Source organism: Bradyrhizobium sp. CCBAU 45384, assembly GCF_028128665.1.
Lineage (GTDB): Bacteria > Pseudomonadota > Alphaproteobacteria > Rhizobiales > Xanthobacteraceae > Bradyrhizobium > Bradyrhizobium manausense.
In genome coordinates this window covers 178579-202279 of the sequence record NZ_LBIZ01000116.1, presented here as the reverse complement: position 1 = coordinate 202279, position 23701 = coordinate 178579, and the positions used below count along the sequence as shown (strand labels likewise).

At 63.7% G+C, this 23701-nt stretch carries 17 protein-coding genes and 1 pseudogene; 8 read left to right on the top strand and 10 right to left on the bottom strand.

Translation table 11 applies throughout. From position 1 onward, the window contains the following. Window positions 1-82: 82 nt before the first annotated feature. The 4 genes from fixL to XH80_RS30440 all read left to right on the top strand — a co-directional run bounded on the left by fixL (window position 83) and on the right by XH80_RS30440 (window position 3607). Entirely contained in the window at window positions 83-1600 is a 1518-nt protein-coding gene (gene fixL, locus XH80_RS30455) for a sensor protein FixL (RefSeq protein ID WP_271601771.1), read from the top strand. Window positions 1601-1603: 3 nt separating this feature from the next. Beyond that, window positions 1604-2221, top strand: a complete 618-nt coding sequence (gene fixJ / locus XH80_RS30450; RefSeq protein ID WP_271601770.1) for a response regulator FixJ — start codon at window positions 1604-1606, stop codon at window positions 2219-2221. Window positions 2222-2264: 43 nt separating this feature from the next. Further along, window positions 2265-2687: a response regulator gene (locus tag XH80_RS30445; RefSeq protein ID WP_057753397.1), complete on the top strand. Its 423-nt coding sequence runs from the start codon at window positions 2265-2267 to the stop codon at window positions 2685-2687. A 221-nt stretch (window positions 2688-2908) separates the two neighbouring features. Continuing rightward, window positions 2909-3607, top strand: a complete 699-nt coding sequence (locus tag XH80_RS30440; RefSeq protein ID WP_271601769.1) for a helix-turn-helix domain-containing protein — start codon at window positions 2909-2911, stop codon at window positions 3605-3607. Between the two features lie 42 nt (window positions 3608-3649). On the opposite strand, the gene XH80_RS30435 is transcribed toward XH80_RS30440, so the two are convergent. The 4 genes from XH80_RS30435 to XH80_RS30420 are packed head-to-tail and all read right to left on the bottom strand — an operon-like array spanning window position 3650 to window position 9564. Beyond that, on the bottom strand, window positions 3650-4960 hold the full coding sequence (locus tag XH80_RS30435; RefSeq protein ID WP_271601768.1) for an MFS transporter: 1311 nt from the start codon (window positions 4958-4960) through the stop codon (window positions 3650-3652). Between the two features lie 23 nt (window positions 4961-4983). Then, window positions 4984-5514 (bottom strand): PRC-barrel domain-containing protein, encoded by a 531-nt coding sequence (locus tag XH80_RS30430; RefSeq protein ID WP_271601767.1) that lies wholly within the window; start codon window positions 5512-5514, stop codon window positions 4984-4986. Window positions 5515-5536: 22 nt separating this feature from the next. Beyond that, entirely contained in the window at window positions 5537-7741 is a 2205-nt protein-coding gene (locus XH80_RS30425; protein WP_271601766.1) for an amylo-alpha-1,6-glucosidase, read from the bottom strand. A gap of 59 nt (window positions 7742-7800) precedes the next feature. Continuing rightward, window positions 7801-9564 (bottom strand): ABC transporter ATP-binding protein, encoded by a 1764-nt coding sequence (locus XH80_RS30420; RefSeq protein ID WP_271601765.1) that lies wholly within the window; start codon window positions 9562-9564, stop codon window positions 7801-7803. A gap of 270 nt (window positions 9565-9834) precedes the next feature. Between XH80_RS30420 and XH80_RS30415 the strand changes: the two genes are divergently transcribed. Continuing rightward, a complete protein-coding gene (locus tag XH80_RS30415; RefSeq protein WP_271601764.1) occupies window positions 9835-10905 on the top strand; it encodes a glycosyltransferase family 4 protein in 1071 nt (356 codons plus the stop codon). 157 nt (window positions 10906-11062) lie between these two features. Here XH80_RS30415 and XH80_RS30410 read toward each other — a convergent pair whose 3' ends face one another. The 4 genes and pseudogenes from XH80_RS30410 to XH80_RS30395 all read right to left on the bottom strand — a co-directional run bounded on the left by XH80_RS30410 (window position 11063) and on the right by XH80_RS30395 (window position 15218). After that, on the bottom strand, window positions 11063-12346 hold the full coding sequence (locus tag XH80_RS30410) for a TRAP transporter large permease (RefSeq protein WP_057753838.1): 1284 nt from the start codon (window positions 12344-12346) through the stop codon (window positions 11063-11065). Window positions 12347-12589: 243 nt separating this feature from the next. Then, window positions 12590-12931 (bottom strand): annotated as a pseudogene (locus XH80_RS30405) (TRAP transporter small permease); the annotation flags it as partial. Window positions 12932-13191: 260 nt separating this feature from the next. Continuing rightward, window positions 13192-14193: a DctP family TRAP transporter solute-binding subunit gene (locus tag XH80_RS30400; protein ID WP_271601763.1), complete on the bottom strand. Its 1002-nt coding sequence runs from the start codon at window positions 14191-14193 to the stop codon at window positions 13192-13194. Window positions 14194-14447: 254 nt separating this feature from the next. After that, window positions 14448-15218 (bottom strand): methyltransferase domain-containing protein, encoded by a 771-nt coding sequence (locus XH80_RS30395; RefSeq protein ID WP_271601762.1) that lies wholly within the window; start codon window positions 15216-15218, stop codon window positions 14448-14450. 144 nt (window positions 15219-15362) lie between these two features. On the opposite strand from XH80_RS30395, the gene XH80_RS30390 reads away from it, so the two are divergent. Beyond that, entirely contained in the window at window positions 15363-16106 is a 744-nt protein-coding gene (locus XH80_RS30390) for an SDR family NAD(P)-dependent oxidoreductase (protein WP_271601761.1), read from the top strand. A gap of 523 nt (window positions 16107-16629) precedes the next feature. Here the strand turns inward: XH80_RS30390 and XH80_RS30380 are convergent. Both XH80_RS30380 and XH80_RS30375 read right to left on the bottom strand, forming a co-directional pair. After that, window positions 16630-19923, bottom strand: coding sequence for an AIDA repeat-containing protein (locus tag XH80_RS30380; RefSeq protein WP_271601760.1), 3294 nt, complete (start codon window positions 19921-19923; stop codon window positions 16630-16632). A gap of 201 nt (window positions 19924-20124) precedes the next feature. Beyond that, the gene (locus tag XH80_RS30375; RefSeq protein ID WP_271601759.1) at window positions 20125-21054 is read right to left on the bottom strand and encodes a helix-turn-helix domain-containing protein; all 930 of its coding nucleotides are present in this window, start codon (window positions 21052-21054) and stop codon (window positions 20125-20127) included. Window positions 21055-21553: 499 nt separating this feature from the next. On the opposite strand from XH80_RS30375, the gene XH80_RS30370 reads away from it, so the two are divergent. Both XH80_RS30370 and XH80_RS30365 read left to right on the top strand, forming a co-directional pair. Beyond that, window positions 21554-22564, top strand: coding sequence for a helix-turn-helix transcriptional regulator (locus XH80_RS30370; RefSeq protein ID WP_271601758.1), 1011 nt, complete (start codon window positions 21554-21556; stop codon window positions 22562-22564). Between the two features lie 218 nt (window positions 22565-22782). Continuing rightward, window positions 22783-23652, top strand: a complete 870-nt coding sequence (locus tag XH80_RS30365) for an alpha/beta fold hydrolase (RefSeq protein ID WP_271601961.1) — start codon at window positions 22783-22785, stop codon at window positions 23650-23652. The last annotated feature ends 49 nt before the right edge of the window (window positions 23653-23701 follow it).

Here is a 23701-nt window from a genome sequence, read left to right as displayed (position 1 = left end):
ACTTGCCTCCGAGCCGGGCTTGGGCGACATTGCGGCAGCGGTAACCGCATCGGGGTCACCGCATCAGGATCAGGAGCATTGCTTGTCGCCGACCCGCGTAACGCACCCTCAAGATGACGGCCGGGGCGAACATTTCCGCGTCCGGATCGAGGGATTCGGCGTCGGCACCTGGGATCTCGACCTCAAGACCATGGAATGGGAATGGTCCGACGCGTCCAGGGCCCTGCTCGGCGTCCCGGCAGACCAGCCGGAGAGCTACGAGCTCTTCCTGTCGCATCTGGAGCCGAAGGATCGCGAGCGGGTCGAGAGTGCGATCCGGCGCGTCTCCGAGCGCGGCGGCGGCCTCGATGTGTCCTTCAGAGTCGCCGGGGCCATAGGCGGGGAAAAATGGATCAGGGCTCGCGCCGGCCTGATCCGTGATGAGGCCGGCGCCGCCCGTCATCTCAGCGGCATCTTCCTGGACATCGACGAGGAGAAGCACGTCGAGGAAGCGCTGCGCACGCGCGAGACCCACCTCCGCTCCATCCTCCACACCATTCCCGACGCCATGATCGTCATCGACGGTCGCGGCATCATCCAGCTGTTCTCGACGGCGGCCGAGCGCCTGTTCGGCTGGTCGGAGCAGGAGGCGATCGGCCAGAACGTCAGCATCCTGATGCCGGAGCCGGATCGCTCCCGCCATGACGGCTATATCGCGCGCTACCGCTCCACCCAGGATCCGCACATCATCGGCATCGGCCGCATCGTCACCGGCAAGCGCCGCGACGGCACCACCTTTCCGATGCACCTGTCGATCGGCGAGATGCAGTCGGGCGGCGAGCCCTATTTCACCGGCTTCGTCCGCGACCTCACCGAGCATCAGCAGACCCAGGCGCGGTTCCAGGAGTTGCAGTCCGAGCTCGTCCATGTTTCGCGCCTGAGCGCGATGGGCGAGATGGCGTCCGCGCTGGCTCACGAGCTGAATCAGCCTCTGGCCGCGATCAGCAACTACATGAAGGGATCGCGGCGACTGCTCGCCGGCAGCGCAGATCCGAATCTGGCGAAGATCGAAAGCGCACTGGATCGCGCCGCGGAGCAGGCTGTGCGTGCAGGCCAGATCATTCGGCGCCTTCGCGATTTCGTCGCACGCGGTGAGTCCGAAAAGCGGGTGGAAAGCCTCTCCAAGCTGATCGAGGAAGCCGGCGCGCTCGGGCTCGCCGGTGCGCGCGAACAGAACGTCCAGCTTCGGTTCAGTCTGGATCAGAATGCCGATCTCGTGCTCGCCGACCGGGTCCAGATCCAGCAGGTCCTGGTCAATCTGTTCCGCAACGCGCTGGAGGCGATGGCGCAGTCGCCGCGACGGGAGCTCGTCGTCACCAACGCCCGTGTCGGTGACGACATGATCGAGATCGAGGTTTCCGACACCGGCTCCGGCTTCCAGGACGACGTCGTTCCGAATCTGTTTCAGACCTTCTTCACCACCAAGGAAACCGGTATGGGGGTGGGACTGTCGATCAGCCGCTCGATCATCGAGGCTCATGGCGGGCGCATGTGGGCCGAGAGCAACGCATCGGGCGGCGCGACATTCCGCTTCACTCTGCCTGCAGCCGACGAGAGCTGAACCATGACGACCAACGGAATTGTCTACGTGATCGACGACGACGAAGCGATGCGCGATTCGCTGAATTTTCTGCTCGATTCATCGGGTTACAGCGTAACTCTGTTCGGTGACGCGCAACGCTTCCTCGATGCCCTCCCCGGCCTTGCGTTCGGTTGTGTCCTCTCCGACGTGCGCATGCCTGGCATCGACGGCATCGAGCTCTTGAAGCTGATGAAGGCGCAGCACTCGCCGTTTCCGATCCTGATCATGACCGGCCACGGCGACGTGCCGCTTGCGGTCGAGGCGATGAAGTTAGGGGCCGTCGACTTCCTGGAAAAGCCGTTCGAGGACGACCGCCTCGTCTCGATGATCGAATCGGCGATCCAGCACGCCGAGCCCGCCGCCAAGAACGAAGCCATATCCCAGGACATCGCCGCCCGCGTCGCATCCCTCAGTCCGCGCGAGCGCCAGGTCATGGAAGGACTGGTCGCCGGCCTGTCCAACAAGCTGATCGCCCGCGAATACGACATCAGCCCGCGCACCATCGAGGTGTACCGGGCCAATGTCATGACCAAGATGCAGGCGGGCAGCCTCTCGGAGCTGGTCCGGCTGGCAATGCGCGCCGGCTTGCTGAAGGATTGAGGCAAGTCAAGGCGGTTGCCTCAGCCTGTGCTAGCCAATTCAAATGATCGAAATCGGCTCGCACCATGCGCGGCTCCCCATGGCGTCATCGGTAAAGCCCACCGTCTACGTGGTCGACGACGATGACGCCGTGCTCGGATCCCTGCGTTTTCTGCTGGAAACCGACGGCTTTGCCGTGCGGACGTTCAGGAACGCCACGGCGCTGCTCAACGCGACAAGCCCGTCCGGCGCGGACTGCTACGTGATCGACTACAAGATGCCCGACATCAACGGCATCGAGCTCGCCGGCCGCTTGCACCAGTCCGACCGCGACACGCCGGTGATCCTGATCACCGGCTATCCCGACAGCAATATCTCGGCTCGGGCAAAGGCAGCAGGCGTGAAAGACGTGATCTTGAAGCCGCTTCTCGACGAGAATCTGGTCAAAGGCATCCGTCACGCCATCCAGGCCCGCCGCCGGAATTGACCTACGGGACTCTACGCAGGTCCCCGTAGCCCGGATGGAGCGCAGCGCAATCCGGGAATCCGATTGCGGAGCTAAGCCCGGATTTCGCTGCGCTCCATCCGGGCTACGAACTCGGCGACCTACGGGGTTCTACGTAGGTAACCCTCCTTAAGATATCTCGCGAAATTTTCGAAGCACCCGATACCGCGTATCAAGGCGCCATCACAACGGAGATGGCGCAAATGCTGACGCAGACCCTCAACACCCAGGCGATCAACACCCAAATCGGTGGCAGGATTGCCCCTGTTCATCCCGTCTCCGACCAGTTCGGCGCCGTCACCGGTCATGTCGGCCTGGTCGCCACCGAGTTCTCCTACCGCAAGGACGAGGAGATTTACGGCGAGGACGAGCCTGCGGAATATGTCTACCAGGTCGTCTCCGGCGCGGTCCGCACCTACAAGCTCCTCTCGGACGGCCGCCGCCAGATCGGCGCGTTCCATCTTCCCGGCGACGTGTTCGGCCTCGAATCCGGCGCCAGCCACCGCCTCGCCGCCGAGGCCATTATCGACACCGATGTGCGCCTGGTGAAGCGTGTCAGCCTCGAAAAGGCCGCCGGCACCGACGTGCAGGTCGCCCGCAAGCTCTGGGCCATGACTGCCGGCGAGCTGCGCCACGCCGAAGACCACATGCTGCTTTTGGGCCGCAAGACCGCGATGGAGCGGGTTGCGACCTTCCTGCTCGAAATGGACCGCCGCCTTGCGGTTGCCGGCATGATGGCGCTGCCGATGTGCCGCCGCGACATCGGCGACTATCTCGGCCTCACGCTCGAGACCGTGTCACGCGCGCTGTCGCAGCTCCACGCCCAAGGCATTCTCGGTTTCTCCGGCGCCCGCCAGATCGTGCTGCGCAACCGCCAGCGCCTGCACAATCTCGACGCCTGATCTTTTCGTCCTCCCCTGCCCCCTATGGCCGGCTGATCTCGTTCAGCCGGCCATTTCTTTTGCCGCAATGCCAGTGCGCCGGGTCTCCGGCATCACGAAGAGGATCAGCAAGAGCCCCAAGGCTGCAATGCTCGCCAGCCCCAAGAATGCAGTGGCATTGCCGAACATGTCGCTGACATAGCCGCCAAGCGCGGTGCTCAAGGACGCACCGAGTCCGGTCGCCGTGCCGACAATGCCCTGCGCGAGATTGAAGTGCCCGCTTCCGAACGCGACGTCGGCCACAACAAGCGGAATCATCACTGCGAACACCGCCGCGGTGATGCCGTCGAACACCTGCACCGCTACCAACAGATAGGGATCGCGCACGGTCGCAAACAGAAGACCACGAATCGCCAGCGCGCCGAACCCGATCAGCAGCAGCGGACGCCGTCCCCACGCCTGCGCCTTGCGTCCGACGGTCGGCGACAGCAGCGCCACGATCGCCTGCGGCACGACGATGCAGAAGGCAACCAGCACCGTCGCCCACTGGCTCGACCGTGCCGTTACGGCGCTCGCCATCAGCGGCATCATGGAGGCATTGGCGAGTTGCAGCAACAATACGCTCAGCGCAAAGACGATCAGCGGCCGTTGCCGGATCAGATGCCAGATATTGGTATCGCCGGGCTCCGGCGCCTCGCGCGGCATCTCGCCGTGACAGCGCGCGATGTCGACCTCCTCCTCGCGGATGCGCGACAATGCGATCAGTGTCGGGATCGCGAGCAGGAATGTGACTAGGAACACCGAACGGCTCGAGAGAAGATAGCCGGCCGTGCCCATCACGGCGGCAGCGACGCCGTTGCCGAGCGAGGCAAAGCGCGCATTGCGGCCGAGCCGTTCGCCGATCTTGAGCGGGCCGACCAGGCCAAGGCTGATCGCCGCGATCGCCGGTCCCAGCACGCAGCTCGCCGCCGCATGCAGCGTCGCCGCCGTCACCACCACCGGGAAGATCGGCATCGCCGCATAGGCGAGCGCACAAAAGCCAATGGTGGCGATCGCGAGCGCCGCGACCAGTCGTTCTGATTTCGCAGCATCGATGATGGCGCCGCCCGGCATCTGGCCGATCAGCGCGACGATGCCGCCGATCGACAGCACGAAGCCGATCTCGACCTGTGTCCATTTCTGTGTCGTCAGATAGACCGCGATGAAAGGGCCGAAGCCGGTCTGCACGTCAGCGAGGAAGAAGATGAACCAGTCGAGACCACGCAGGCTTCGTTGCGACGGCGCGGGAATAGCCGCAAGGACGGGTGCGGCGACGTTGTCCTGTTCAACGCGTCCTTCGCGATTTGCATGATCCGGCTTCCTCGACAAGAGCACAGGTGGTCAGCCCTCCCCCGTCCTCACTGGATGGCCTGCAGCGGTTGAAGACTGCCGGACGCCCCGAGCACGACCATCGGCGTATCCTCCTTGTATTCCGGTGCAGCCGCGACCTGCGCTTTGGTCAATTCCAAGGTGATGCTGTCTTTCTTGTTGGCAATCTTGCCGAAGCGCAGTGCATTCCAGTCCACAACGATCTTGCGGCTGCCGACGCCGAGGAAGCCGCCGAAATCGATCACGGCGGCGCGGACATGTCCCTCGCGATCGACGACGACATCGACAATACGCCCCATGTCCTCATCCGCCGCGCTGCGCACGTCACGCCCGAGCACGCCATGGGCGTCGCTGGCGCCGATGATGGTCACCGATGGCGGCGGCACCGCATCCTTCGGGGTGACGGGCACGACCGAAGCCGGCGGCGCAGCCGTCGGCGGTGCGTTCGTCTCGGTCGGGGCATTGGCAGACGCGGGCAATTCCTCCGCGGCACGCGCTAGGGCAACCGTCAATCCCGCGACGATCGCGACGCTCAGAACCAACCATCCGGCGGTACGCATGACACCCTCCTTGCCGCGGCCGCTAATGCGCCAGCACGATCGACACCTGGATCCGGCCGCGCGTGCGCAGCACCTCCAGCGCCACGTCGTGGCCGTGGCGGCTGACGCGCAGATCCACGCTGGATTCGCCCAGGCGCAGGTCGCGCAGGATGACCTCGTTCAGAAATGCCGGCAGATGCGGATTACGCAGCCGGATCTCTCGGCGCGCGACGTCGAACTCGAGGCCGAGCGCCGCCTCCAGCAGCGTGAACGGCGTCGCGCTGGCCCAGGCCTGCGGCGCGCAGGCAACCGGATAGAGCGTCGGGCCGCGCCGCTTCTCGCGGCGGAAGCCGCAGAACAATTCCGGCAATCGTCGCAGATCCATATAGGCCGCGGCGTCGAACAGGCCCTTGAAGACGTGCGCGACCGAGTGCTTGAGCCCGTAATGGGCGAGGCCCAGCGCAATCAGTGCGTTGTCGTGCGGCCAGATCGATCCATCGTGATAGGACATCGGATTGTAGCGGACTTCGCCGCGCGCGACGGTGCGGATGCCCCAACCCGAGAAGAAATGCGGGCGCATCAGATCGGCGGCCACGAGGCGGGCGCGGTCCTCGCGGACCATGCCGCTGAACAGCACCTGCCCGGCATTCGAGGTGCGGACCTCGCAGCGCCGCTTCTGACCGTCCAGCGCGACAGCATAGGTACCAAGCTCCTCGCACCAGAACGCCGCCTCAAAACGTTCGGCGAGCGCCTTGGCCTCCGCCTCGAGCTTGCTGGCGAGGTCGGGCTTGCCCAGCGTCCGTGCGCACCGCGCAGCGAGCTGCTTGGCCATAAAGACATAGCCCTGGACTTCGGCGAGCGCGATATTGCCTTCCGCGAGCTTGCCGTCGGCGTGGAAGATCGCGTCGTAGGAATCCTTCCAGCCCTGGTTGGCGAGCCCCTTTTCGGTCGCGCGCTGGTATTCGACAAAGCCGTCCTGATCAGGATCGCCGGGACCGTCGATCCAGGCAAGCCCCGCCTCGATCGCGGGCCACAGCTCCACCAGTGTGTTCTCATCGCCGGTCCGCTCGAAATAGCGACCGGCAAGCAGGACGAACAGCGCCGTCGAATCCACGCTGCCGTAATATTGCGAGAACGGCACCTCGCGCAGCGCCGCCATCTCGCCGCCGCGCATCTCGTGCAGGATCTTTCCGGGCGCGGCGTCGGCGAGCGGGTCGACCGCCTTGGCCTGGAAATGCGCAAGCCGCCGCAGCACGCCCTTGGCCACCCGCGGATCGACCCACAGCATCTGCAGCGCCGTGATCAGGCCGTCGCGGCCGAACGTGGTCGAATACCAGGGAATGCCGGCATAGGGATAGCGCCCCTGCGGCGTCTCCGTCATCAGCATGTTGAGGTCGGCCATGGCCTGGCACAGCACCTCGTTGAAGATGTTGTTGGAGGTCTCGATGCTGGTCGTGCCGATCGCCGATCGCCGCATCTCGCGCCGATGCGCCAGCAGGCCCCGGAAGAAGCGCGCCGGCTTCTCCGCGAGCGGCCGGTTGCACGACACGGCCACGAACAGCGATTTGGCTTCGTGCGGATCGAGCTCGAGCTGCCAGGTCGCGGCATTGACCGAGAGCCGCGTCGGGCGCGGATCGAAATGCAGGCCGGTGATGCGCTCGACTTCGTCGAGGCCGCGATATTCGAACAGCACGTCGGTGGGCCCGAGCAGCCTGCTGGTGCCGGTCCCCCGGCGCGGCCGCCGCTCGCCGCGCACTTCAAACAGATCGGCAAAATCATTGTCGAACAGCAGCGTCAGCTCGAAGGAGGCCGGCTGCTCGCCGTGGTTCTGCAGTCCGATGCGCTGATACGCCGTGCCGCGCCACAGGAAGATGGTGCGCACGATGTGCAGCAGGTCCTTTTGCAGGACGATGCGGCCCTGGCGATAGATATCGGGGTTGGTGAGGTCGACCGTCAGACCCGAATTGTCGTCGCGCAGGTTCGAGCCGAGCAGCAGCGGCTGGAGATCGTCGAGCACCAGCTCCAGCCGCGCCAGATAACGCGTGTCGCAGTTGAACAGGCCGTCCGGCCCGCCGGCCGAGGCGCCGATGTCGCCATGGCTGTCCAGCACGATGAAGGTGTCGTCGTGCTTGAGCGAGCGACGGGGCCGCGCGGCGGGCCCCGTCATTGGAATGTAGAACGGCTGCTCGGCAACGGCCTCTATCGTCTGCGAGGCCGAGCTGATCCTGGTTGCGGCTTCGACTGCCATGAGCTGCTCCCCTGCTGCCAGTGTTTCGAAGGCGACCAACGCAAACGCAACTGTTGGGTTTACGCGGCGAACTTCGCGAGCCGGCTCATTTCCTGCGTCACCAGCTCGCGGTACGGACCATGACCCTGCATCAGCCGGTCGGGCGCTCCGTCCTCGATGATCTTGCCGTTCCTGAGCACGACGACGCGGTCGAAATTGCGCAGCGTCGCGAGGCGATGCGCAATCGCGATCACGGTGCGGCCGCGCATCAGGCGCGACAGCGCCTCGCGGATCGCCTCCTCGGATTCGCTGTCGAGCGCGGCGGTGGCCTCATCCAGCAGCAGGATCGGCGCGTCCTTCACGAAGGCGCGCGCGATCGCGATGCGCTGGCGCTGGCCGCCGGACATTTTGACGCCGCGGTCGCCGACCATGGTGTCGAGACCGTCGGGCAGGCTGTCGATGAAATCGCAGCGCGCTGCGATCGCGGCGCGCAGCACCTCGTCGTCCGTCGCGTTCGGCCGGCCGTAGCGGATGTTCTCGCGGATCGAGCGATGAAACAGCGAGATGTCCTGCGGTACCACCGAGATCGCCTCGCGCAGGCTCTGCTGCGTGACCTTGGAGATGTCCTGGCCATCGACGGTGATGCTGCCCTCGTCGACGTCGTAGAAGCGTTGCAGCAGCGTGAACAGGGTGGACTTGCCGCCGCCGGACTGCCCGACCAGGCCGACGCGCTGACCGGGCTGCAGCCGCAGGCTGAAGCGCTCGAAGATCTTCTCAGCCCCCGGATAGCCGAAGGTGACATTGTTGAACGCGATCGCGGCACCGCTCTTGACCAGGGGCTCGGCCTCGGGGTGATCGCGCAGCTCGTGCGGCACCAGCAGCGTCGCGATCGCCTCGGTCAGGCGCGCGACGTGCTGGGTGACATCGACCAGCGCGACGGCAAGATCGCGGGTCGCGCTCAGGATGGAGATACCGAGGGTACAGACCAGCACGACGTCGCCGGTGGTCGCCTCGCCCTGCTGCCAGAGCGTGACGGCCCAGGCCATCAGGGCGATCGTCAGGATCACGGTCACGGCGGCATGCAGCAGCCGCAGCTTCTCCAGATAGCGCAGGCTGCGTCCGCGCGCATTGACTTCCCGGCTCACCGTGGCGTCGAACCGCTCATGCTCGTGGCCGATGCCGCAGAAGGCGCGGACCAGCGGCATATTGCTGATAACGTCAATCATCTCACCGTCGACGGCGGCCGCCTTGTCGGCGAAGTCGTCGTGCAACGGCTTGCCGGCCGCGGCCAGGCGGAACATCGCCATCACCATGCCGCCGGCGATCACGGTCAGGCCCGCCGCCATATAAGGACTTACGGTTCCGATCAGCCCGATTGCCGCAATTGTGGCAATGCACGGGGGCAACACATTCCAGACGAACATGTTCTCGACCGTGAACACCGCATTGGACGTGGCGGTGATGCGGCTCGTCAGCATGCCCGGCATGCGGTCCAGGAAGTAACTCGGCGCATGCCCGGTCAGATGACGAAAGATGTCACGGCGCAAATCGCCGGTGACACGGACGAAGGTGAAGCTCGCCGTCCAGCTGGCGATCCGCCACAGAAAATTGTCGGCGGCGATCAGTGACATGAGCAGAATGAATGCCAGCCATACGCTACCGCCATGTGAAGTTCCCGCCGACAACGCGTCGACGAGAGATTTGACGCCGTACTGCGTGCCCACCGAGCAGGCAACGGCTGCCACCACAGCGGTCAGGATCACGAGATGCGACGCCAGCCGTCGCCGCAGGTAGCGCAAGACAAATGCAAATGGCCTGCGCGCGTATCCAGAAAGATAATCCATGAGACCCCGTCGTGATTTCAATTGTTCTGGCTGGTCGATTGAACAACGACCAATTCGCCTCGGTTCCCGGGCAACGCCATCACGACATGCGGATGCGGACGATCTGCGAAGAGGAGATGGCAGCATCGAGACATGTGCGCGATGTGTCGAATAAGTAACGTTTGTTGAGAGGAACTTCGCAACTGCGGGAACGTTCCCTTGGTGGCATGCCGGTGCCGATTACACGGCGGGGGTTCCAACGTTCCACATGATCGCAGAGGAGATGGTGAGATGCGCATCGCGCAGGTAGCTCCGTTGACGGAGGCTGTTCCACCCAAGCTGTATGGCGGCACCGAGCGGGTGGTGCATTGGTTGACGGAAGAGTTGGTGGCCCTTGGACACGACGTCACCCTGTTCGCCAGCGGCGATTCGCAGACGTCGGCGAAGCTCGACGCATTGTGGCCGCGGGCGCTTCGCCTCGACGGTTCCGTGCGGGATCCCAACGCACTGCACATGGTGCTGCTGGAGCGGGTGCGGCAGAAATGTGACGACGAGGAGTTCGACTTCCTCCATTTCCATCTCGACTATTATCCGTGGTCGCTGTTCCACCGGCAGCCGACGCCGTTCCTCACCACGCTGCATGGCCGGCTCGACCTGCCGGAGCATCAGCCGGTGTTCAATACTTTCTCCAAGATGCCGGTCATCTCGATCTCGAACGCGCAGCGGCGGCCGGTGCCGCAGGCGAACTGGGTCACCACCATCCACCACGGCCTGCCCGAGAACCTGCTGGTGCCGAAGCCGGCGAAACAGGAATATCTCGCCGTGCTCGGCCGCATCGCGCCGGAGAAGGGCGTCGACCGCGCCATCAAGATCGCGATGCATTGCGGCATCCCCCTGAAGATCGCAGCCAAGGTCGATCGCGCCGACCAGGATTATTATGACGAGCTGATCAAGCCGATGATCGCAGGCAATCCGCTGGTGGATTTCATCGGCGAGATCAGCGACCACGAGAAGTCGGACTTTTTGAGCGGCGCGCTCGGCCTGTTGCTGCCGATCGACTGGCCGGAGCCGTTTGGCCTGGTGATGATCGAAGCCATGGCCTGCGGCACACCGGTGATTGCCTTCAACCGCGGCTCGGTGCCTGAAATCATCGATGAGGGCCTCACCGGCTTCGTCGTCGAGGACGTCCTCAGCGCCGCAGGTGTCGTGAATCGCCTCGCCCAGCTTGATCGCGCCGCCATCCGCAAGCAGTTCGAGAAACGCTTTACCGCGCGGCGGATGGCACTCGACTATCTCGCCGCCTACCGCAGCCTGACCGAAGAACAGGCGCCACGCATCAAGCTGGTGAGCAGCGCGGAGTAAAGGGCGCCCTCACCTCAAGGCCCACTGCCTTGCCGTCTCTGGAATACTGGATCGCCCGGTCCTAGCGCGCAATTGCGCACTGGCCGGGCGATGACATTGAGTGTGTGGCGATGCCGGAGGGCGCGGCACCACCGCCCCTACCCCACCACGGCGGCGGCTAATGCATCCCCAGCACCCGCGGCAGCCACAGCGTCAAATCGGGCCAATAGGTCACGATGACCAGGAAGCCGAGCATGGTGAGCAGCCACGGCATCACCGCGACAGCGAGGTCGGTGATGCGCATTCGGGCTATCATCGAGGCCACGTACAGGTTCAGGCCGACTGGCGGATGGCAGAGGCCGACCTCCATGTTGACGTCCATGACGATGCCGAAATGCACGAGATCGATGCCGAGCTTCTTGGCGGCCGGCGCCAGGATCGGCGCCATGATCAGGATGATCGAGTTCGGCTCCATGAAGTTGCCGGCGAGCAGCAGCAGCACGTTGACGACGAGCAGGAAGCCGACCCAGCCGAGGTTCTGCGCCGCGATCCAGTCGGCGAGCGTGGCCGGCAAATTCTCGTTGGAGAGCACGAAGGAGAACAGCACCGCATTGGTGACGATGTAGAGCAGCATCGCGCTGGTATTGGCGGCGCGCAGCAGCACGCGCGGCACATCCGACATCCTGATCGCCTTGTAGACGAACACGGCGATGATAAAGGAATAGACCGCGGCCATCGCGGCGGCCTCGGTGGCGGTGAACAGGCCGCTATAGATGCCGCCGATGATGATGACGACCAGCATCAAGCCCCAGATGCTCTCGCGGAAGGTGCGAACAGTCTCGCCCCAGCTCGCCTTCGGCATCCGCGGATAGTCGCGGTTGCGCGCCAGCCACCAGGTGACGATGCAGAGCATCGTCGTCAGCATGATGCCGGGGAGCAGGCCGGCAACGAACAGCGCGCCGATCGAGGTGTTGGTCGAAACGGCGTAAACAATCTTCGGGATCGACGGCAGCATCAGGATGCCGAGCGAGCCGGCGACCGTGATGATGCCGGCGCCGAAGCGCATGGGATAGCCGTGGCGGACCATCTCCGGCAGCACGATGGCGCCGATCGCGGCGACGGTCGCGACGCTGGAGCCGCAGACCAGCGCGAACATCGCGCAGGCGACGATGCCGGCAAGGCCGAGGCCGCCGTGCCAGTGCCCGATCAGCGAGGTCGCGAAGTTGATCATGCGGCGCGCGACGCCGCCATGGGTGAGGAAATTTCCGGCGAGGATGAAGAACGGGATCGCCATGATCTCGAAGCCTTCGATGCCGGTGAAGAGCTTCATCGAGACGGCTTCGATCGGCACTGCGGTCAACGTGAACAGGAACGTCATCACGGTGAGGCCGAGCGCGATCGAGACCGGAATGCCCGTCAGCATCAGCGCGATCAGCAGCGCGAACACGGTCGCGGCGCGCATCCAGTGCGGCAGCACGATGAAGCCGGTCTTTTCGCCAAGGCACAGCGCGAAGATCAGGATCGGCGCCATGATCAGGATGACGCCAAGCGGCGAAACCTTTCGCGCAGCAGCTTTCGTTGCCGCACCGGCAGGCTGCGGATGCAGCGCCGGCGAGACGTCGGCTTCCACGCCCTCGACATGGGTCTCGTCATGATGCGGCAGCTCGCCGGTCCAGTAATAGAACCAGGAGACCTGCAGGAAGCGGAAGCACATCAGGCCGGAGCCGAGCGGTATCGCCAGATACACGAACCACATCGGCGCTTCCAGGTCGTTGGACTGCTGCCCGGTGTGGAACATCTCGCCGACAAAGGAGGCGCCGAAGGCGGCGATCATGCCGGTGAACAGCGCGCCGCACAGCAGCGAGAACAGGATGACGTGCTTGCGCGAATGCTCCGGCAGCCGGTTGACGAGCAGGTCGACGCCGACATGGATGCCGGTGCGCACGCCATAGGCCGCGCCGAACTTCGCCATCCAGATGAACATGTAGATGCAGAGTTCCTGCGCCCAGGACAGATCGAGCTCGGACAGGAAGGTGAACACCGCCATCGACGCCGATGCGAGCCACGTCATGCCATGCGCCGCCGCCCAGCGCGACAGGTTGATCGATTCGCCCGCACCGTAACGGTGCACGACGGCGATGAAGATCAGTCCGGTTGCAGCCGCAATGAGCGTCGCGATCAACCATTCTTCGAGATGATTGAGCAGCTGGTTGAGCACGCGCAGCAAATCAAAGCCCCCCTGTCGATACGAAACGGTCGGGAGTGCACTCACTCCCGACCGTTGGTATATTCTTGCCAGAAACCGCGTCAGTTCATCTTGACGTCGAGTTCCTTGGCGACGAGATCGAGCACTTCCTGCCCGACCCGGCCCTTGGCCCATTTATAGGTCGGCTGCATCGCCTCCTGCCATGCCTTGCGGTCGGCATCGCTGAGATAATGGAGCGTGGTCTTGCCGCTCTTCTTGATCTCGGCCAGCGCGTCCTCGTTCTCCTGGTGCGCGATCTGGTTGGTGTAGTCGGTCGCATCCGCCATCGCCTTCTCGAGCTGGGTGCGGATGTCAGGCGGCAGGCCGGACCAGAATTTCGAATTGACGATCACTGCGTATTGCAGATGCGCGTGATAGGACACGGTGATGTCCTTCTGCACTTCATAGAACTTCTGCGTCAGGTAGTTCGACGCGGTGTTCTCGCAGCCGTCGACCACGCCGGTCTGAAGCGCCTGGTACACTTCGGAGAACGCCATGATCTGCGGGATCGAACCCATCAGGCGGAAATACTGGTCGGCGATCTTGGATCCGGAGATGCGGAATTTGAGGCCCTTGAAATCCTCCGGCTTCATCAGCGGGCGATTCGACGACACCATGTGGAAGCCGTTGTCCCAAAAAGCGAGGCCGGTAATGCCTTTGGCCTCAAGCTTCTGGAACAGCCATTTGCCGACCGCGCCCTTCATCGCGTTCGAATAGGTCTCTTCGTCCTTGAACAGCCAGGGCAGATCCAGCGCCTCGAATTCCTTGATGCCCAGCGGTGCGAATTTCGCGGTCGAGGGCGCCAGCATCTGCACCGAGCCGAGCTGGAGCGCCTCGATCTCCTCCTTGTCCTTGTAGAGCGAGGAGTTCGGATAGACTTCGATCTTGACCTTGCCGTCGGTGTACTTCTCGGCAAGTTCCTTGAACTTCAGCGCGCCCTTGCCCTTCGGCGTATCGTTGGCGACGACGTGGCTGAATTTGATGATGATTGGGCTCTGAGCTTCGGCGACCACAGGGGCCAAAGCGAGCGCGGCCGCGGCGACCGCAAAGAGCAGTTTGCGCATGAAGGACCTCCCCAACAACCCTAGAAGACCGGGTTCTTTTTTGTTTTGCAGATCGGTTTTGCAGATCGGTTTTGCAGATCGGTTTTGCAGGTCAGTAGTGGCAGCAATCGGCAAGCCGAACAACTAGACCTAAGCCCAATTTGCCGCAGCGAAACCATGCCGCAGCGAGGCTATCTTGCCTGCGGTCGCACGCGCAACCCGGCGCGCGCTCCACGGACGGGAGCGAGCGCTTATGTCGCATCGCCGAAACGCTGTTAACCCTTGCGCTGGGCGACGATGAACAGCCGCCGGAACGGGAAGAGCGTCTGCCCCGCCGCATTCTTGGGATAGGCTTTCGCGACCCGCATCCCATAGGCGGCCTCGAACGCGGCCTTCTCGTCGCCCTCGAGCACGTCGAGATACCGCGTCAGCCAGGTGCCCTTGGTCCATTCCTTCACGGGATTTTCGCCCTCGAGGACCTGGAGATATTCGGTCTCCCAGATGTCGATGTTCTGCGACAGCGGCGCGAGCACATCATGATAGAAGGCCGGCCCCTCGACCGGCGGCGGCGTCACGAGATGCTCGACCTTGGACCGCCAGGGCCCGTCCATCGCGGTCTCGCCGATCAGGACATGCGACGGCGCCAGGAAGTTGCGCGGCATCTGCACCGCAAGCATGCCGCCGGGCGCGACCTTCTCCATGACCGAGGGGAAGAGTGCCGCATGATTGGGCAGCCAGTGCAGTGCGGCATTGGAATAGACCACGTCATATTGCTTCGCGGGCCGCCAATGGCCGAGGTCTTCATGGGACCATTCCACGTCGGGCGCGGCCTTGCGCCCCGCAGCCACCATCTCGGCCGAACCCTCGACGCCGGTCACCGCTGCGGACGGCCAGCGCTCCTTGATCAGCTTGGTGACATTGCCGGCGCCGGCGCCGAGGTCAGCAACCGTGCGCGGGCCGACATCGGGAATGCGCATCAACAGGTCGACCGCGGGCCGGAGCCGGTGGCCGGAGAACTTCAGATATTGCTGCGGATCCCAGACCATGGCTCAAGCCTTTTCTTTTTGGTGTTTCCTTCGAGATCGCCCTTGGTTACCACTGCTCCTCCCGCCCAGGCAATTCGGTAAGCGGCGCGGGATCGGCAGGAAACGAAAGCAAAAAGCAAGACCCCATCAAGAGAGCGAGTCACCATGGACCTCGGGCTGAAATCGAAAACCGCTGTCGTCACCGGAGCCAGCATCGGCATCGGCCGCGCCATCGCCAAGGGCCTCGCCGCCGAAGGCGTGCGCGTCGTCGGCGTGGCGCGCCGCACCGACCTGCTCGCCGAGCTGGCAAGGGAGGTCGGCTCCGGCCTGATCACGCCGTTCGAGCAGGACGTCATGGCCAAGGACGCGGCCGAAAGGATTTCGGCCTTCGCGCTGAAGGAGCTCGGCCATGTCGACATCCTGATCAACAATGCCGGCGGCAGCCGTCCCCTGCCGGTCGACGCGCCCGACAGCAAATGGGACGAGGCGATCGCGCTCAACTTCACCAGCTACCGCCGCATCGCGCATGCGCTGCTGCCGCAGATGATCGAACGTAAATGGGGCCGCATCGTCAACATTACCGGCAAGTCCGAGCCCGAAGGCCTCAACGCCGCCTTCGCGGCGAAAGCCGCCGTTCACGCCTGGGCCAAGGGCCTGTCGCGCGAAATCGGCGAGCACGGCATCACCATCAACTGCATCCCGCCCGGCCGCATCATGAGCGAGCAGATCCGCCGCAACTATCCGCCGGAGTATCGCGAGCGTTTTGCCGAGGAAGAGATCCCGGTCGGCTATTGGGGCGAGCCGGAAGACCTCGCCGCACTCGCGGTGTTCCTGTCCTCGCCGGTGGCGCGCTACATCACCGGCACGGTGATCCCGGTGGATGGGGGATTGCGGCGGTATCAGTTTTGATTTCTCTCCCTCTCCCCGCTTGCGGGGAGAGGCAAGGTCACCCCGCGCTCTCTCAATAACAGGGTGGATACGGATAATATCCGCAGGCCCTGCGGTAGCCGTACGCACCGTAAGCCCCGGCAGCTCCAACCGCCGCCGCGCCGTAATAGGCGCGCCGATGCACTCTGCGGTTCACGCCCGCGACGCTCATCGGCGTCAGCGGTCGGCCCACTCTCGCTTCAGCGCGGTCGAGTGATACGGATGGAAGTGTTGAGGACGAAGTGTGGACTGACAATGGTGCGGCGGTTGACAGCGCCACTGCCACCACCAGCCCAAGACGCCTGACGTTGAAGATCATGTTGTTTCCTCCCGTGCGAACACTGACTCGCTCAGCGTGACCCTCCCCACGGCTCGACCTTTGATCAGGGTCAACACCAGGCACAAATGTGAGGCAGAGGTACTGACGTGCCTTCGATCGGGCCACGGCCTCCCCCCGGGGCGAACGAGTCCGTCACTTGCCTTCGCGTTGCAAGGAAGCCGCGTTCTACACGATCGCAAAGTTCGATGCGTGCAATTGGCTGATCGCGGCGTCGACGAAATCGATCGACCCCGCGTCGGGACCACCGCCTAGCGCAAGCACGGTCCCACCATGGCCATCGCTCCTGAGCGCGCTCATGATGTCGGCGACGGAGTGATAATTGCCTGCACCGTTTGCAAGATCGATGACACCAAGCGAGTCATGACCAAAGCCGGAAATCGTATCGATCTGGTTGCCGGAATTGACAGTGACGGTCAAACCCGTGCTGTGATCAACGATGTCGACATGGGCCGGGCCATTGATGATCGCTTGGTTGCCGAACCCGACAAAGTTGAACTGATCTGATCCGCCATTGGCCGTGATGACGTCCTGACCAACCTGGTTCGTCACATCTGCTGTGGATCCGTTGAGCGTCACGTGATTGGCGACCCCGCCGAGCGTGATGGCATCGTGGCCCGCGCCGGCAACGACGCTATCCAATCCGTTGCCGGCTATGATCGTGTTCGTTCCGGAACCGACGGTGATCTGGTTGGCCATCCCGCCGAGGTCAACGGTGTTGTCGCCATCGCCGAGCGTGACGTTGTTGGCGCCGCCTCCGCCGGTGACGACGTCGTCGCCGATTCCGAGCACGACCTTGTTGCCAAATCCGGAGAGCGTCACCTGGTCGTTGCCATTGCCGGCCGTCGTCGTGCTCGCACCGTCACCGGGATGAACGATATCCTTGCCGTCGCCCAGCGTGTTGATGTTTCCGTAACCGCTGGCATTAATGATGTCGTTGCCATTGCCGAGCGCGATCATGGTCGCGCCTGTCGCGCCCGTCACCGTGACGTTGCCGTCACCGCCGGCGACGTGGTTGTCGAAGCCCTCGAGATAGACGGTGCTGTCGCCGCTTGGCACATCAACCGTGCCGTACAGTCCGGCGTAGATCGCATCGTTCCCGCCATTGCCGTGGATGACATTGAACAGGCCGTAGCCGTGGATGATGTCGTTGCCCGTCGTGCCCTCGATGGTCGCATAACCGGATGCCGGCCCGTCGATCGTCGTCGGACCGGTCTGATGCGTGTCCGCCGTCAGCAAGATGCCGCCGGCGCCGTCTTTCGTGATGCTGAAATGCGTGACTGACGTATCCGCCAGTGTGAAAGTCTCGCTCGCAGTGCCGTTGCTGACCGTGAGCGTCGAGCCCGATACAGTCGCCGTCGCGCCGCTTGTATACGACAGCCCGGAAAGATCGATCTGGTCGCCGAGCAGGATGCCGTTGATCTGGCTCGCAAAGGTCGACGGACCCGACACCAGCTTCTGCTCGATCTTGAGTATGCCCTGGCCGGCAAAACTGATCACGTCGTCAGCGATTGCACCCGCCTTGAGGTCAAGCGTCCCTCCAGCGATCGTGGTTGCGCCGACAATGCCGCCTGCTTCCACGAGCTCCGTGGCGCCGTGATGGATTGTCGAAGCGTTCGCGGTGCCCTGATCGAGCACGTCAAGCGTGCCGCCGTTCAGGGTTGTGGAGGTGACGATGCCGCCGTCCGAGACGGAAACGCTACCGGAATTGAGGATTGTCCCAGTCGCCTCGCTGGCATCGACCGCCGGTGCGCTTGGGTCGGGCGGTAAACTTGGGTCGTTAGTCACAGGATCCGGTATCGAACCCGATACCGTCATCACACCGCCATCGATGGTGGCGTTCTTGGCGATCCCCGCCCCGGTCAGGTGCAATTGGCCGCCGCTCTCGACGTCTGCCGAGTCGAATTTGCTTCTGATGACGGTGGCGAAATAGCCGCCAGGCGAATAATAGACGGTCTCTCCGGACGCATTGATGACACCGCCCGATTTGACGATGGTGCCGCTGGCAATGCCCCCATTGGTGAGATCCTGGACGCCGCCGGCATTGACGATGGTCGATGCGACGATGCCGGTATCGACATCTTGTTCGCCGCCATTGTTGATCGTGGTGTGATCGGCCCGTCCCGGTCCCGGCTCATCATGGATGTAAAGGCCGGCGACATGCTGAATGCCGCCCATATTGATCGTGGTGTAGCTCGCGGTGGCGAGCAGCTCGACATCCTGCTCACCCCCATTGATGACGGTGTTGGTCGCGGAACCTCCCTCTCCGAACTGGCCGACGATTTGCTTGCCGTCCGCCAATATCGTCGTGTTCGTGGCCGTGCCGATCACCTTGTACGTGATGCCATCAGCTACGGTGAAGCCGTCTACCGCGTAGTCAAAGTCGACAACCAACGTTGCGCCACTCTGGAAGGTGGTCTTTGAGAACGTCGCGCCACCTTCAAGCATGAGCGTTCCGCCTGCGGTGACAACGCTGTTCTCGAGAACGCCGCCGTCCAAGACGGTCAACGTCACGCCATTCTGAACCGTAAATCCGTTTTCAACCGTACCGCCGCCGATCTCGAAGGTGCTGCCGGCGTTGAAGACCGTTCCCGAAAAACTGGCATTGCCGAGGACGATGAAAACGCCGCCTTGATTGACGGTCGTGTTGGTCGCCGTCGCGCCGGCGGACAGCTGCATCGTTCCCAAATTGATTGTCGTGCCGGTCGCGGTGCCACCTGCATCCACATTCAGCGTCGCGAAGATCTGGAGGGTCGTGCCGGATGCCAACGCGCCGTTGGACACCGTCAAGGTTCCACCATTTTCGATGGTGGTGCCGATCGCCATGCTGGCGTCGACGGATGGCTGGCCTGGAACGTTGGCGAATGGATCCGGTATCGAGCCCGAGACCGTCATGACGCCGCCATGGACGATCGCGTTTTCCGCGGTCCCGCCCCCAGTGACGTCGAATTCGCCCTGGTACTCGACGGTTGCACCGGTCGCCACGCTTCTCATCACGGGTTCCGGATACACGGGTGCCGTTTCGACAGTCTCTCCCGAAACTTTGAGAACGCCGCCGGATTTGACAATGGTGCCGCTGGCGCTGCCACCATTGGTCACGTTCTGGACGCCGCCTGAATTGACCGTCGTCGCCGTTGCGATGCCGGTGTCGACGTCCTGCTCGCCGCCATCGATGGCGGTGTGATCAGCCCTGCCGGGCGATGGTCCCTCATGGACATATGAGCCGGTGACGCGCTGGACGCCCTGGTAGATGGTCGTATAGCTCGCGACGCCGTTGAAGACGACGTCCTGCTCTCCGCCAAAGATGTTCGTGTTGGTTGCCGTGCTTGTCGTGGAGGATCCGCCGACGGTCTGCGAACCGCCAGTCAGGATCCACGTGGCATCGACGGAAATGCCGCCACTGACATCCATCGTGTCGCCATCGTGGAGCGCGACTCCACTGGCGGGAGGAATAACCGTCATATGAACGCTCCGCGTTTGGTTCCCAAGAAATCAAACGAGCAAAGCAAAAATCATTCGAAGGTTATTCAACCTGAGACTGCTGGAGATGAGAGTGGCTGTCAAGCAACCATTGTTTTGCAGCGAACTCTTGAACGGATGCTCGCGCGCCGAAGGCGCGGACGCGGGTGGTCGATGATGATGTGCTGGTCGGCCGCGATGGAATCAACCTTCGCGGCTCGTCGCCCCCAGCGCATCGCGACGCCACGCGCCCGGGCTGACGCCTGTTATCGCCGAGAAGACCCGCGTGAAGTGGCTCTGGTTGGCAAAGCCGGCCGAAATCGCGACCTCGGACAGCGACACGCCGTGGGCGCCCATCAAACGTTTGGCGGTCCTCACGCGATGATGCAGAAGCCAGCGATAGGGCGGCAAGCCGGTCGAGGCACGAAACGCACGCGAGAAATGACTGACCGAGAGGCCGAGCTCGGCCGCAACGGCCTGCAACGGCAGCTTGCCGCCGAGATCCGCTTCGAGCTTGTCGCAAGCGCGCGCCAGCTGCCACGGGGCAAGCGCACCTCTGCCGGTCTCGGCCGTCTGCCGAAAACCTCCATAGGTCTGCGCGACATGGGCGGTGAGCGCCAGCATCATGTGATCGGTGAAGAGCTGATTGGCCTCATCGGGCCGGCGCAGGCCCTCGCGCAAGGACGCGCCAATATGACGGACGATGGCGTCATCATGCCCGACAGGGCGGCAATCAAGCGCATCGATGCGCCGCGCTCCCGACTGATCGGCGAGGCTATCGAGTGCCGAATGCGGCACATAGAAATGGAGAGAGTGGAACGGCTTGTCGATCACATAACGCGGGTCGGCTTTGAGATCGTACAGATAGGTCGTGCCGGCATGGACATCCGTCTTCTTGAGGTGACGTCCCTGCTCCCAGATCTCGCAGGCGGGATAGTCGCGCAGCTTCAGGCTGACGAGATAGGCATCTTCCAGAGCGAACGAACCGGAAAGACCCGGCACGGGATTGTGGTTGCGCGTTTCGGTGACGGCGATCTCGGTGCTGCGCAGCGAACGGCTCAGCAGCGAGGGCGGAGCTTGCTCGAGGCGAAGGAACTCTCCGAACCGTTCGCCGTAAGCGCCTGTCCTGGTCATAGCCCGTTTCTTCCGTGAAGGGTCGCGCAGGCCACTGCATCCTGCCAATTCGCACACGGTGTATCGGCCATTCACCGATCGCTGTCCACGACTTGCCGATGTCGCACTCGGCGGGGCCCGCCGCGCAGGCCCGGCTCCGCCACCGCGAGATTTGGCAATGATTTCAGAACGATCAGGTGAGGGCCGGTACGACTCGGGTCCGTCGTCGACCGCAACGAGGGGATCACGACTTTTCACAAACGCACGCAAGCTGTGAGCGCAACGGGTCCGCGGAGCAGGATCAGGCAAGGCGGGGCAGTATCAGGAAAGACGCGGCTTTTCGCGCCGCCTAGAACCCGCAAATCAACGGTGCCGGAGTTGCGACGAAACGTCCTCGACCACCGGTCCATCCGTTGAACAGAGATCAGCAGACATACCGTACGGCCCCGTCATGCGGCGGCTGACGGCATGATCACGACGTCGCGCATGCAGCGATGCGCCCCCACGCGAGTCAAACTCCATGAGCAACGCCAGCTTGCGCGAATCGTCGAACGAAATGCCCGCCGCGTCCCAAGACCGGCCCCAAGACCGGCCCCAAGACCAGCCCCAAGACCAGCCCCAAGACCAGCCGAAAGACCGGCGCGAGCTCGCTCCGGGCGGCGACCGGCCGGCTGCCGACGCCGAGATGGCCCGCGTGCTCGGAACAGTGCCTTTTCGCATGGCATTGGATGCATCCGGCGCCGGAATTGCGCACTGGAAGCACGAGCCGTTGCACGACGTCGTGGAGCCCATGAACCACCACGTCATCATGGCTTACAACGGCTCGGTCCAGCGTATGGAGCGTCGGTCCGGACGATCCATCGCGATCGGGACGTTTCGTCCGGGCGTCGTGATCATCATTCCGGAAGGATCGAGCTCCCGGTGGGACATCCCAAAACCGGTCGACGTCCTCCAGCTCTATCTTCCGCAGACAACGCTGAGGCGTGTTGCGGACGAAGCCGAAGCCGGCTCTACGGCCGAACTTCTGGAGCGAACCGCTCATCCCGATCCCGTGACATCCCGTCTGCTCCTGAGTGCAGCAGACGTGCTGGAGGGCAACGAGGCCCTGGACACCCTGTTCAGGCAGCAGCTCATGGATCTGCTGGCCACGCGCCTTCTTGCCGCGCACACCGGCTCACCGAACGTCATCACGCCGGCCAGAGGCGGACTGGCGCCGAAGACGCTGCTGCGCGCAATCGAGCGCCTGCGCTCGGACAGCGATGCCGACGTGTCGCTCGCGGCTCTTGCCGCCGAGGCCGGCCTGTCGCGCTTTCACTTCTGCCGCGCATTCAAGGACAGCACCGGACTTTCTCCTCATGCCTGGCTGCGCCAGCATCGGCTTGAGCAGGCCATGAACATGCTGCGCGACACCGACACGCCTGTCGTCTCGATCGCAGCCGCGCTCGGCTACGCCTCGCAGACCGCCTTCGCGGCGGCTTTTCGAAAACTGACCGGAGAATCGCCGAGCGATTGGCGTCGGCGCGTGCGTTAGCAGCAATCGCGCTGCAATCACGTCAATCGCACTGGGGCATCGGCACGTGCGGCTCGCTAGGAATCGCAGCGCCCCCACTCCTGAAACGGAAACTGCAAATGGCCTTGATCAGCTCTGTCAGCCAGTTCGCGAGTACCTCGCGACGAAGCATTCTCGCAACGACGCTCATGTATGCGGCGTCGATGACCCTGCGCTCCACCTCGGCGGCAGGCGGCGATATGAAAACAGCCGCCCTCTCGACCGGGAGGTACGACGCCGCGACCTACGTCACCACCAGCGACGGCGGAAACATCTTCTACAAGGACTGGGGACCGAGGTCGGCGCAGCCGATGGTCTTCCATCACGGCTGGCCGCTCAGCGCCGACGACTGGGATGCCCAGATGCTGTTCTTCCTCGGCAAGGGTTTTCGCGTGATCGCGCATGATCGCCGCGGCCATGGCCGCTCGAGCCAGATCAGCGACGGCCACGACATGGACCACTATGCCGCCGACGTCGCGGCGCTCGCCGAACATCTCGATCTTCGCAACGCCGTTCACATCGGCCACTCCACGGGCGGCGGCGAGGCCACGCGCTACGTCGCGCGTCATGGCCGAGACCGCGTGGCCAAGCTGGTGCTGATCGGCGCGGTGCCGCCGCTGATGCTCAAGACCGAGGCCAATCAAGGTGGCTTGCCGCTCGAGGTGTTCGATGGCTTGCGGCGGCAGCTCGCCGCCAACAGGTCGCAGTTCTACCTCGAATTCGCGAGCGGGCCGTTCTACGGCTACAATCGCCCAGGCGCAGAGCCCTCGCAGGCGGCGATCTGGAATTGGTGGCGTCAAGGCATGATGGGCAGCAGCAAGGCCCATTACGACGGCATCAAGGCTTTCTCCGAGACCGACTTCAGCCAGGACCTGCGAAGCATCACGGTGCCGACACTGGTCCTGCACGGCGGCGACGACCAGATCGTTCCCGTTGCCGACTCGGCGCCGCTGTCGGCCCGGCTTCTGAAGCACGGCACCCTGAAGATCTACGACCTGCTGCCGCACGGCCTCTGCACGACGCATCCCGACATCGTCAACGCCGATCTGCTCAAGTTCGTGACGGCCTGAAGCATGATCCGGAAAAGTGCGAAGCGGTTTTCCCTCGCGACATCAGCGG

What these genes read in the sequence shown, in the direction of transcription:
- XH80_RS30425 (WP_271601766.1), bottom strand. Translation starts at nt 7,741, where the DNA reads ATGGCAGTCGAAGCCGCAACCAGGATCAGCTCGGCCTCGCAGACGATA.
- XH80_RS30375 (WP_271601759.1), bottom strand. Translation starts at nt 21,054, where the DNA reads ATGACCAGGACAGGCGCTTACGGCGAACGGTTCGGAGAGTTCCTTCGC.
- XH80_RS30430 (WP_271601767.1), bottom strand. Translation starts at nt 5,514, where the DNA reads ATGCGTACCGCCGGATGGTTGGTTCTGAGCGTCGCGATCGTCGCGGGA.
- XH80_RS30440 (WP_271601769.1), top strand. Translation starts at nt 2,909, where the DNA reads ATGCTGACGCAGACCCTCAACACCCAGGCGATCAACACCCAAATCGGT.
- XH80_RS30410 (WP_057753838.1), bottom strand. Translation starts at nt 12,346, where the DNA reads ATGCGCGCCGCGACCGTGTTCGCGCTGCTGATCGCGCTGATGCTGACG.
- XH80_RS30380 (WP_271601760.1), bottom strand. Translation starts at nt 19,923, where the DNA reads ATGACGGTTATTCCTCCCGCCAGTGGAGTCGCGCTCCACGATGGCGAC.
- XH80_RS30390 (WP_271601761.1), top strand. Translation starts at nt 15,363, where the DNA reads ATGGACCTCGGGCTGAAATCGAAAACCGCTGTCGTCACCGGAGCCAGC.
- XH80_RS30400 (WP_271601763.1), bottom strand. Translation starts at nt 14,193, where the DNA reads ATGCGCAAACTGCTCTTTGCGGTCGCCGCGGCCGCGCTCGCTTTGGCC.
- XH80_RS30395 (WP_271601762.1), bottom strand. Translation starts at nt 15,218, where the DNA reads ATGGTCTGGGATCCGCAGCAATATCTGAAGTTCTCCGGCCACCGGCTC.
- XH80_RS30365 (WP_271601961.1), top strand. Translation starts at nt 22,783, where the DNA reads ATGAAAACAGCCGCCCTCTCGACCGGGAGGTACGACGCCGCGACCTAC.
- fixJ (WP_271601770.1), top strand. Translation starts at nt 1,604, where the DNA reads ATGACGACCAACGGAATTGTCTACGTGATCGACGACGACGAAGCGATG.
- XH80_RS30420 (WP_271601765.1), bottom strand. Translation starts at nt 9,564, where the DNA reads ATGGATTATCTTTCTGGATACGCGCGCAGGCCATTTGCATTTGTCTTG.
- XH80_RS30370 (WP_271601758.1), top strand. Translation starts at nt 21,554, where the DNA reads ATGAGCAACGCCAGCTTGCGCGAATCGTCGAACGAAATGCCCGCCGCG.
- XH80_RS30415 (WP_271601764.1), top strand. Translation starts at nt 9,835, where the DNA reads ATGCGCATCGCGCAGGTAGCTCCGTTGACGGAGGCTGTTCCACCCAAG.
- XH80_RS30445 (WP_057753397.1), top strand. Translation starts at nt 2,265, where the DNA reads ATGATCGAAATCGGCTCGCACCATGCGCGGCTCCCCATGGCGTCATCG.